Origin of the sequence: Maritalea sp. (assembly GCF_047634455.1) — a bacterium.
GTDB lineage: Bacteria > Pseudomonadota > Alphaproteobacteria > Rhizobiales > Devosiaceae > Maritalea.
This window is the reverse complement of the sequence record NZ_JBLIAI010000075.1, coordinates 1-10767: the sequence shown is the minus strand read 5'-3', so window position 1 is coordinate 10767 and position 10767 is coordinate 1. Positions and strand designations below refer to the sequence as shown.

General features: G+C 49.2%; 10 protein-coding genes. 8 read left to right on the top strand and 2 right to left on the bottom strand.

Annotated elements, in window-relative coordinates; genetic code table 11:
- Window positions 1–19 precede the first annotated feature (19 nt).
- Window positions 20–1135, bottom strand: a complete 1116-nt coding sequence (gene ald, locus ACJAZW_RS13885; protein ID WP_415159122.1) for an alanine dehydrogenase — start codon at window positions 1133–1135, stop codon at window positions 20–22.
- A gap of 130 nt (window positions 1136–1265) precedes the next feature.
- Here ald and ACJAZW_RS13880 point away from each other — a divergent pair, with 130 nt between their 5' ends.
- The 6 genes from ACJAZW_RS13880 to ACJAZW_RS13855 all read left to right on the top strand — a co-directional run bounded on the left by ACJAZW_RS13880 (window position 1266) and on the right by ACJAZW_RS13855 (window position 6877).
- Entirely contained in the window at window positions 1266–1721 is a 456-nt protein-coding gene (locus ACJAZW_RS13880; protein WP_415159120.1) for an Lrp/AsnC family transcriptional regulator, read from the top strand.
- A 236-nt stretch (window positions 1722–1957) separates the two neighbouring features.
- On the top strand, window positions 1958–3613 hold the full coding sequence (gene ettA, locus ACJAZW_RS13875) for an energy-dependent translational throttle protein EttA (RefSeq protein WP_415159118.1): 1656 nt from the start codon (window positions 1958–1960) through the stop codon (window positions 3611–3613).
- 60 nt (window positions 3614–3673) lie between these two features.
- The gene (locus tag ACJAZW_RS13870; RefSeq protein WP_415159116.1) at window positions 3674–4330 is read left to right on the top strand and encodes a hypothetical protein; all 657 of its coding nucleotides are present in this window, start codon (window positions 3674–3676) and stop codon (window positions 4328–4330) included.
- A 149-nt stretch (window positions 4331–4479) separates the two neighbouring features.
- The gene (locus tag ACJAZW_RS13865) at window positions 4480–5283 is read left to right on the top strand and encodes an alpha/beta fold hydrolase (protein ID WP_415159114.1); all 804 of its coding nucleotides are present in this window, start codon (window positions 4480–4482) and stop codon (window positions 5281–5283) included.
- Between the two features lie 101 nt (window positions 5284–5384).
- Window positions 5385–6299, top strand: coding sequence for an EamA family transporter RarD (gene rarD, locus ACJAZW_RS13860; protein WP_415159112.1), 915 nt, complete (start codon window positions 5385–5387; stop codon window positions 6297–6299).
- A complete protein-coding gene (locus ACJAZW_RS13855) occupies window positions 6296–6877 on the top strand; it encodes an MOSC domain-containing protein (RefSeq protein ID WP_415159110.1) in 582 nt (193 codons plus the stop codon). The genes rarD and ACJAZW_RS13855 overlap by 4 nt, the downstream gene beginning before the upstream one ends.
- Here ACJAZW_RS13855 and ACJAZW_RS13850 read toward each other — a convergent pair.
- A complete protein-coding gene (locus tag ACJAZW_RS13850; protein ID WP_415159108.1) occupies window positions 6870–7790 on the bottom strand; it encodes a hydrogen peroxide-inducible genes activator in 921 nt (306 codons plus the stop codon). The genes ACJAZW_RS13855 and ACJAZW_RS13850 overlap by 8 nt on opposite strands.
- 97 nt (window positions 7791–7887) lie before the next feature.
- Here ACJAZW_RS13850 and ACJAZW_RS13845 point away from each other — a divergent pair, with 97 nt between their 5' ends.
- Both ACJAZW_RS13845 and ACJAZW_RS13840 read left to right on the top strand, forming a co-directional pair.
- Entirely contained in the window at window positions 7888–9327 is a 1440-nt protein-coding gene (locus tag ACJAZW_RS13845; RefSeq protein ID WP_415159106.1) for a catalase, read from the top strand.
- A 180-nt stretch (window positions 9328–9507) separates the two neighbouring features.
- Window positions 9508–10641, top strand: coding sequence for a DUF2336 domain-containing protein (locus ACJAZW_RS13840; RefSeq protein WP_415159104.1), 1134 nt, complete (start codon window positions 9508–9510; stop codon window positions 10639–10641).
- The last annotated feature ends 126 nt before the right edge of the window (window positions 10642–10767 follow it).

The window sequence follows — 10767 nt, the reverse complement described above, 5'->3', positions numbered from 1 at the left end:
TATAGTTTGTAGGTTGCGTCTAATTTAGAAAGCTATCTGCTTCCACATATTCGTAACCCAGATCGATTGCTACAGGCTCACAAGTGATTTTGCCCTCGCACACATTAAGACCGTTCTTCAAGTGTGCGTCGTCTTTTAGGGCTTGCTTCCAGCCTTTATTGGCGATCTTTACAGCGTGGTGCAGTGTGGCATTGTTTAAGGCATATGTCGATGTTCGAGCAACCGCACCAGGCATGTTTGCCACGCAATAGTGGACAACATCGTCGATCACATATGTTGGATCAGCGTGCGTGGTCGCTTTTGACGTTTCAAAACAGCCACCCTGATCGATTGCGACATCCACCAATACAGCGCCTGGCTGCATGGTTTTAAGCATTTCGCGCGTGACCAGTTTAGGCGCCGCGGCACCGGGCACCAAAACGGCACCAACGATAAGATCAGCTTGTGCCACAAGGTCAGCAAGTGCTGCTTTTGTCGAGTAGATGACTTTTGCGCTTGCTTCAAAATGGTTCGACAGTTTTTCCAACGTCGCAGGGTTGCGGTCGAGAATGGTAACGTCGGCGTGCATGCCAACGGCCATTTGTGCTGCGTTAAAACCAACAACACCACCACCAAGCACAATCACTTTAGCGGGGGCAACGCCTGGCACGCCGCCCATCAACACGCCGCGTCCGCCATGCGCTTTTTCAAGTGCGGTTGCGCCAGCTTGTATCGACATACGGCCTGCAACTTGGCTCATTGGTTTTAGAAGTGGCAAACCGCCTTGGTTATCTGTTACTGTTTCATAAGCAATGCAAACAGCGCCACTAGCGACTAGGTCTTTGGTTTGTTCTGGATCGGGTGCCAAATGCAAATAGGTATAAAGAATTTGACCCGGCTTAAGCATCGCGCGCTCATTGGCTTGGGGCTCTTTTACTTTGACGATCATTTCCGCTGTGTCGAAAACTTCAGCCGCTGTTGCCAATATTTTCGCGCCAGCTGCGACGTAAAACTCATCCGCCGCACCAATGCCGTCACCAGCTAGTGTTTGAACAAACAGTTCATGGCCATTTGCGACCAATTCGGCAACGCTCTCTGGCGTTAGACCAACACGATATTCATGATTTTTGATTTCTTTTGGAACACCAATACGCATTTCAGACCTCCTCACGCGTTATTTGATCAAAATCTTACGCCAAATATTGCTGGAGAAAATTGCAAATTTCATCTAAATTGGTTCGATATTGGGAAACTGTCCGGTAGAATGGTAAAAATGAGGGAAGAAATTGCTTGATCAACTCGATAGACGGATTCTGCGCGCGTTGCAAAAAGACTGCCGAACCCCAATGCAGGAATTGGGAGATCAGGTTGGATTGTCCTCCTCGGCCTGTCATCGCCGGGTGAAACTGCTGGAGGAGCGGGGGCTGATTTCCGGCTATCATGCGCACCTGAACCCGGACCGACTTGGTTTTGGCATGGCTTTTTACGTTGAAATAAGCCTGACCAATCAGAGTGAAGCAACGCTTAAAGCGTTTGAAGGTGCGGTTCGAGATGCACCCGAAATTCTTGAATGTGCGCTTGTGGCCGGCGACGCAGACTATTTGTTGCGTTTAGTGTGTCAAGACGCGGAGGATTTTGAACGGGTACATAGAACTCGGCTTTCCCGTTTGCCCCATGTCACAAAAATCCAGTCGAATTTGGCTATTCGTATTGTGAAACCGCTTAGTGGTTTGCCGGTTTAGTTGAAGGCGACACACGGTGGCAATTGCTCGTGGTAACAGGTCACCTGTTTATCGTTGGTTATTGCATATCCACCTAGTGCATGTTTGAAACTATCGGGCCAAATTTGGGATTGATCTGGTAGACATTTTTGGCAATTGAGATGCGGGCGACTTGGCAAATAGGTTGCCAATTGGCGACCAATCTCTTAAATGCAGTCGAACACAGTTTTCCAGCGATAATCGATCAGGGGTTCTTCATGGCACGGCAATTCATTTATCACATGCATGGCATGTCAAAGACCTATTCTGGTGGCAAGAAGGTTTTGGACAATATCCATCTCAGTTTCTACCCAGATGCCAAAATCGGTGTTTTGGGACCAAACGGTTCGGGTAAATCGACGCTATTGAAAATCATGGCGGGCTTGGACACCGAGTTTCAAGGTGAGGCTTGGGTAGCCGAAGGCGCTAAAGTTGGCTATTTGCCGCAAGAGCCAAAGCTCGATGTAAATCTTGACGTTAAAGGTAACGTGATGATTGGCGTGAAAGAGAAGCAAGCCATTCTCGACCGCTATAACGATTTGATGATGAACTATTCGGAAGAAACTGCGGATGAGGGCGCTGCGCTTCAAGACCAAATTGACGCGGACAATCTTTGGGATCTGGACAGCAAAGTCGAAATGGCAATGGAAGCTTTACGCTGCCCGCCAGGTGATGCATCGGTTGAAAACCTTTCAGGTGGTGAGGCGCGTCGCGTCGCGCTGTGTCAGCTTTTGTTGGCCGCACCAGACCTGTTGTTACTTGATGAGCCCACCAACCATTTGGATGCTGAAACCACCGCATGGCTTGAAAAGCATTTGCGCGACTATACTGGCTCAGTATTGATCATTACCCACGACAGGTATTTCTTGGACAATGTGACAGGCTGGATTTTGGAACTCGACCGTGGTCGGGGCATTCCTTATGAAGGTAATTATTCGGCTTATCTTGGCCAAAAAGCGAAACGCTACGCGCAAGAGGGTCGTGAGGACGCAGCCCGCGAACGGGTGTTGACACGCGAGCAAGAGTGGATGTCCGCGTCCCCCAAAGCCCGCCAAGCGAAGTCTAAAGCGCGGGTGAAGGCGTATGACGAGTTGGTCAAAACCAACGAAGCACGCACTCAATCCAATTCCGCGCAGATCATAATTCCGCCGGGCGAGCGGCTTGGCGATTTGGTGATTGACGTGGAAGGTCTCAACAAAGGCTTTGGTGACCGTTTGTTGATCGATGATTTGAACTTTAAGCTACCAGCTGGTGGCATTGTTGGGATTATCGGGCCAAACGGCGCGGGTAAATCAACCTTGTTCAAGATGTTTACCGGCCAGGAACAGCCCGACAGTGGCACGATCAAAATCGGTGACACCGTCAAAATGGGTTATGTGGACCAAAGCCGTGACGCGCTGAACCCGAACAAAACTGTTTGGGAAGAAATATCTGAAGGCAACGAGATTGTGACGCTGGGTAAGCGTGAGATGAACAGCCGGGCTTATACGTCCTCGTTCAATTTTAAGGGCGGCGATCAGCAGCAAAAAGTGGGTTCGCTTTCTGGCGGGCAGCGCAACCGCGTTCACTTGGCGAAAATGCTCAAGTCCGGTTCAAATGTACTGCTGCTCGATGAGCCCACCAACGATTTGGACACCGAAACACTTTCCGCTTTGGAAGAAGCGTTGGAAGAGTTTGCCGGTTGCGCCGTGGTGATTTCTCACGACAGGATGTTCCTTGACCGGTTGGCCACGCACATATTGTCATTTGAAGGTGACAGCCACGTTGAGTGGTTTGAAGGCAACTTTGCTGAATATGAAGCCGACAAAATCCGTCGCCTGGGTGCAGATTCTGTCAATCCAAAACGTGTGACCTATAAGCCTTTGACGCGGTAATCTTTACAATTCTGTGAATTAGTGCTCCGGTTTCCAAATTGTGGAACCGGAGTATTTTTTATGCGTTGTTTGATTCTCATTTTGATCGTTTTGTCGTCGGCTTCGCCCGCCTTTTCAAATAAGTTTAGGTTCGAGGATTACCCCGATCTGGACCAAATGAAAGTGTTTTTGGAACAGAGCTTTTCAACAGACTCGTCCGTGATTGAACTGCGCGCGACATTTGTGGAATCTGGCCAAGCGACGTTAATTAGCCACTCAGAAGTGCCATATGTTGAAAAGTACATTTACGACATAAATTTGTGCCGTATCTACGTGTGGCGGTGGAATATTTCCGCGGATTACACCAAAGCGGGGAAGCTGGTCGGGCTTTATCTAAACGGCGACACTGTACTCGAAAACCCAAATGGTGATCCGGCCTCGTTTGTTGCTACGCCCAAGATAGGTCAGGAAACAATTTTCCGGGGTCAAAGACCTCGCCCTCAAGCCGATTTGGGTGAAACTTCGCTAGGATTTTTGGGCTATGATCAAGATAATGGTCGCGACGTCTGGGTGGATATGACAATCACTGGCACGGGTCCGTCACGGGCTGATCCAAACGACTTGGGCAAAATGCATGCATACAATACAAATCTGTGGCGGTCTATTTTCGATCCAATCGACGCCAAATTCATTGCCAATTATTCTGGTGATTGTCCTACGGGGTTAAAAACAAACTAGTGATCGCGACCAGGGTATCCATTTTGCCCAAGTTCGTCCGAGTTTGACATATCTGTAGGCCCATCCCAAATTTGAATTCATAGTATTGTTCAAGTGCCAGCTTATTGCGACTCGGCTAGAGTGATTGAAGGCTTTTGGGGGATGGTCACATGGCTGCATTTGAAATTGAAGTAGATGGCGGAACGCTTTTTGGCATCGAGCAGGGTAACGGTCTTCCTGTGGTGTTCTTGCATGCGGGTGTGTGTGATCATCGCATGTGGACACATCAATTCGATGCGCTGGACGAGAATATTCATGCCATCGCCTATGATCGGCGCGGGTTTGGTAAAACCGTTTCTGAAAATGTTGAATTTAGCGAGCTAGACGATCTGTCTGCAGTTCTTGACCATTTTGACATTCGCTCTGCGGTGTTTGTTGGCTGTTCAATGGGTGGGGGCTTGGCGATTGATTTTGCCATCGCCTATCCAGAACGGGTCGCGGGGATGGTGCTTGTTGGCACTGCGCTAACGGGTGCACCAGATTTTGAATTGCCTGAAGAATTGAACCCGGTGCTGCAGGCTGAGGAAGTAGCGCGTGAGCTGGGCGACGTGGACATGATCAACAAAGTGCAGGCCCATGAATGGCTCGATGGTCCAGGCCAACAAAGCGGGCGCGTCGGCGGCGCGGCACGCGAGTTGTTTATCGACATGAATGGTGTAGCTTTGCGCAAACCAAAGCTTGAACATGAGATCGTTCCGCCGTCGGCGTTAGAGCATTTGTCTAAGATCACACAGCCAGCATTATTGGTTTATGGCGACTACGATTTTCCCGATATTATTGAAAACCACAGGATACTTGAGGACGAGTTGGTGAACGCAGTTTCAATGGTGATTGAAGGCACCGCGCATTTGCCAAATCTTGAACGCCCCGACTTGTTCAACCCGTTTTTATCACAGTTTTTGGCGTCTTATTGAAGGCTTATCAATTCGAGTGATGTCCAACATTTCAATCATTTGTTGGTGGGTGAGGAAAATTGCTGTTAGCTTAGCGGTCCAACCAAATTTATGAGTTTGCAATGACAGATGAGAACGCAGCGCGCGAGGCTAAACTCGGCGGCATAAGTGCAGTTGCAGCTTACATTTTGTGGGGCGTGTTTCCGCTATATTTCAAACTACTTGGTGGTATCAATGTTTACACGATAATTGCGCATCGTGTGGTTTGGTCGGCCTTGTTCGTGGCCTTGTTCCTTTTTTTCATCGGCAGAATTGGCGAAATAGCACCGGTGCTTAAGTCGCGGAAATCGATGGGCTGGTTGGCGCTTTCCACACTGACAATCACGATAAACTGGACGATTTTCGTTTGGGCCATCGACAATAATCAAGTCTTGGCGGTTAGTTTTGGTTATTTCATCAACCCACTGGTGAACGTGCTTTTGGGTATGGTGTTGCTTGGGGAACGGCAAAATCGTCTGCAGGCAATGGCGATTGGCATTGCGCTGATCGCGGTGGCGATTCAGGCTTTCGGGCTTGGTGGCTTGCCTTGGATATCTCTAACACTTGCGTTCAGCTTTGCCTTTTACGGCTATTTTCGAAAAACCGTTGGCGTTGGAGCCGCGCCCGGTCTGCTGATTGAGACGAGTTTGCTGGTGCCTTTTGCTTTTGCTTTTCTTGTCTGGGCTGGGCCGATGAACCCGTTGCCAGCAAGCCAAGGGTCTTTGTCGCTTTGGGGTTTGTTGATGTTGGGCGGTCCGGTCACAGCAGTCCCGTTGATTTTATTTGCCATTGGTGCCCGTCGTTTGCGACTAACCACCATTGGGATATTTCAGTATATTGCACCTTCAATTCAGTTCATTCTGGCGGTCTGGTTGTTGGGTGAGCAATTGAGCCAAACAAGGTTGTTTAGCTTCATATTGATTTGGGTTTCCCTGGCGGTATTTACCTACGACTCGATCTCACAGAATGCGAGAGCCAGAAAAGCGAGAATGGCATGATATCCAGCATCGGCGCGCAAAAACTCGCGGGCAAACTGTCTCAATTGTTTATTGCGGACGGTGACGGGTTCGTCTCACGCCCTGTTGAAACAATTGTTTTGGATTTTGACGGAATTGTTGGCGATCATCATCATGGGCCAACGCGTCAATCTGGCGGGCGTGAACCTTGGTATGAACGCGGCACCATTATGCGCAACGAACGCCATGTTTCTATACTTTCTGAGGAAGAGCTGAATGGCATTTCTAAGGCGCTGTCGATTGCAGAATTGGATGCTGGCCGGATCGGGGCTAATTTCGTCACGCGGGGCATTCCGCGCCTATCTAGCATTCCGCCACGCACCCAGTTCTTCTTTCCATCCGGCGCGGTGATACGAATTGATGGTTACAATGCGCCGTGCAAGATTTCAGGCAAAAGCCTGCAAGATGCACAGGAAGGTCGAGACGACATTGAATTTGGTTTTGTGAAAGCTGCAAAAACCACCCGTGGCGTTGTTGGTTGGGTAGAGCGTCCAGGCACGATCAATGTTGGCGACGACATAAAGGTGCGCATTTGGCCGCAGGAACTTTATACTATTTGATCACAATGTTTGTGTCTTCAACGAGCAGCTGCTTGCCCGCATCTGTGGTGATCGCTGCGACTTGTTGAAATAGGGCTTGCAGTGGCGACGACCGTCTCCAGATCATGCGCACTGTCCTTCCAGCACCAGGGCTTTTAAGGCTCAGGGTTTTTATTCTTCCGCCCAGCGCTTCTCGTTGAATACTCATGGCAGGCAAGAGCGTCATGCCCAAATTGTTTGCGACCAGCTCCACGATTGTTGACAAAGATGTCGCAGCGAAGGTTTTTTGCTTGAGCGCATCGCCGATGTGGCAGGCATCAATCGTCTGATCACGTAAACAATGGCCTTCTGATAGCAACAGCATGTTTTCTCTATTCAGTTTGGCCAGATCGACAGGGCTGTTGAGTTTTGTTGACTGTGCAACCGCCAATACAAATGGGTCTGCGAATAGTGGCGTGGAAACCAGGCGCTGGTCAGCAATTTCGGTCGCCAGTATGCCCACGTCGCATTCGCCATTTTTCACAGCACTGACCAAATTATCGGTGGTTTGCTCGCTCACCGAAAACTGCACAGTGCTTAATTGTGCGCGAAGCACGGGGAGCAGGCTTGGTAACAGATAGGGCGCAATGGTTGGAATGAGGGCGATGGAAATGTGTGTTTCTAACGAATTTGGTTTTTGTACGAATTGTTCTTCGAGTTCGTTCGCTCGTTCAATTATATGCCGAATGTTGATCAAAAACTGAACTCCCCGGTGGGTCGGGATGACGCTTTTCCCCATTCGCTCAAATATGACAAAGCCAAGTTTGTCTTCGAGTAGTGCGATCTGCTGTGAAAGGGCAGGTTGGGTGACAAAACATGCCTGTGCTGCGCGGCCGAAATGCTTGTACTGTTCGACGGCTATTGCGTAGCGCATTTGTTTCAAAGTGATGGTCATGATTAGTTTTTCTAATCGAAAATTCAGGATTAATCAATTGGACTGTCAAGCTGTTGGCTATTAAGTTTGCTCTATGTTTAAAGGAAGGGACACCAATATGAGCAATCCTCCAAGGCTAACCACGACTGCAGGCGCACCAATCTCCGACAATCAGAACTCACAAACGGCGGGTGAGCGCGGGCCATTATTGATGCAGGACTACCAGCTGCTTGAAAAACTTGCGCACCAAAACCGTGAACGGATTCCTGAGCGTGTGGTGCATGCAAAAGGTTGGGGTGCATTTGGTACGCTAACAATTACAGAAGACATTTCAAAATACACGCGCGCATCTGCGCTGCAAAAAGGCAAAAAGACGGACATGCTGGCGCGGTTTTCTACAGTTGCTGGCGAATTGGGTGCAGCAGACGCAGAGCGCGATGTACGTGGCTTTGCGCTGAAATTTTATACTGAAGAAGGCAATTGGGATCTGGTTGGCAACAATACGCCAGTATTCTTTGTGCGTGATCCGCTGAAATTCCCAGACTTTATCCACACGCAAAAACGTCATCCCAAAACCAACATGCGGTCGCCAACGGCCATGTGGGATTTTTGGTCATTATCGCCAGAAAGCCTGCATCAGGTAACAATTTTGATGTCAGATCGCGGGCTGCCGAAAGCGCCAATGTATATGAACGGCTATGGATCGCACACCTATTCAATGTGGAACAATGATGGCGAACGGGTTTGGGTAAAGTTTCACTTCAAAACCAAGCAAGGCCATAAGCATTTCACCAACGCAGAGGCTGAACAGGTGGTCGGGAAAAACCGCGAGACCTATCAAGAGGAACTGTTTGGTGGGATAGAGCGCGGTGAATATCCAAAATGGCGGGTCTGCATACAGGTCATGACAGATGCGCAGGCGAAGGGTGTGCCTTTCAATCCGTTTGACCTCACCAAAGTCTGGCCGCACGGCGACTATCCACTAATTGAAGTGGGTGAAATGGAGCTCAATCGCAATGCCGAGAATTATTTTGCAGAGATTGAGCAAGCTGCATTTTCGCCTTCCAACATTGTGCCGGGTATCGGCCATTCGCCAGATAAAATGCTGCAAGCGCGCGTCTTCTCTTATGCTGATGCGCACCGCTATCGGCTTGGAACACACTATGAGGCGCTGCCAGTGAACCAGCCGAAAAACCCAGTTCATCACTATCATAAAGATGGTGCGATGAATTTTATGGGGCAAAAAACCGGCAATGTGGATGCGTATTATGAGCCAAATAGTTTTGGTGGCGCGCATGAAGACCCAAATGTTGCGGAACCGCCTTTGCCGATTGAGGGGACTGCGGACCGACACAATCATCGGCTGGGAAATGATGATTTCGGCCAACCCAGAGCACTGTTTGAATTGTTTGACGAAGGTGAAAGACAGCGTTTATTCGAAAACATAGCCGCAGCAATGCAAGGGGTTCCAGCCGACATCGTTGAGCGACAACTTGTCTTGTTCGATAAGGTGCACCCAGATTATGCCGCAGGTGTAAGGGCAGCGTTGACGCTTTGATCGTCAAATGACCACTAGTCTCGGGGCGAAGGTCGTCCCGAGGTTAGGTAAATAATAGCTAAATTCACTCGACATCTATTGAAGCAGTTTTGAATAAACTCCCGTCCAAATGTTTCAGTGCGCTCGCACACTTGTTCTGCATACTGGTCGACGAACAGGATGTATGTTGGAGGTGAGATTGTGGAAAGTGTTTCAGGAAAAGGGTCAGCGTTCTCTAGTTTTAACGCATTGAATAATGATCCTGATGGCGCGGAATGCGCTGAGCTTATGCGCAACATGGCGAAATTGTTTCGTCATGTGGTTGATCGCTGCGACGACGAGCAAATTGCCAAATATGATGAAGTCCTTTGCCAGCTTTCAGAGCTTGTTGAAGCTGAAGCGCGGGCGGATGTGGCTGAACTTTTGGCGCCACTCAGTCGAGCGCCGGGTAGCGTTGTCATTAAACTTGCACATGATGAGATTGAAGTAGCGGCTCCGTTGTTGGAGTTTTCGAGCGTTTTGTCAGATGATGATCTGATTGAGATTGTGCAGGAATTATCAAACGATCATCGCTTCGCTATTGCTGGACGTAGTCCGGTAACCGACCGAGTTGGTTCGGAAATTGTCAAGCGCGCTGATACCAGGACCGTCATACGTCTGGTCAGCAATATGGATGCTCAGATTGGACAGAATACGGGTTCTGGTTTGCTGGCACGCGCCGCAAGTGACAAGAGCATTGCGGCGAGCATTGGTGGTCGTAAAGATGTGGATTGGAGACAAATCCACTCCCGACTTTCCGAAGCTGGCAGGAGGGCTTTGAAACACCTGGCTGAAGCGAATGTTCCTGTGAACGAAGAAGAATTGGCTGAAGCACAGGCAGTTGTTCTTAATCGGGTTAAAAACGAGGTTGGCTTTAGTGCGACCGAATGGAAGGTTGCCTGGGGGCAGGTTAAGGCGCTTGCGGATCGTCGGCAGTTTAATATAGGTGCCGTTGAGCGGTTCTGCCGATTCGGCTACGGACACCATGTGGCGAGTGCATTGGCAATCTTACTGCGCATTAAACCTGAAGTGTTGGTCAAGTGGTTGGCCACTCAAGACACTGGTGCTGCCATTGTAGCTGTGCGTGCATTGAACTTTAAACCAGATTTGTTTCAGCGGGTTTTTTCTACTATGCCGTGGCGAGACAAAATTACGGCTGATGAAGCTGGTGTCGCGGTCAACAAATATGACTCACTGTCGCAAAAAGATGCGCACGACATATTTGAATTGTGGCGCTCACACTCGTTCACAAAAAAACGCAGTGCTGAGCAGCAACAAACAGTGAATGTCGCCTAGGTGATCCGATAGACTAGAGAGATTAATCTAGGGTCTGAACTCAATTGAGAAATGATCTGGACAGCAGTTCAGTTTTGATCAGATTTAGGCGAAATCGGCCGAATTGACTTGCTGTCAATGAGGATA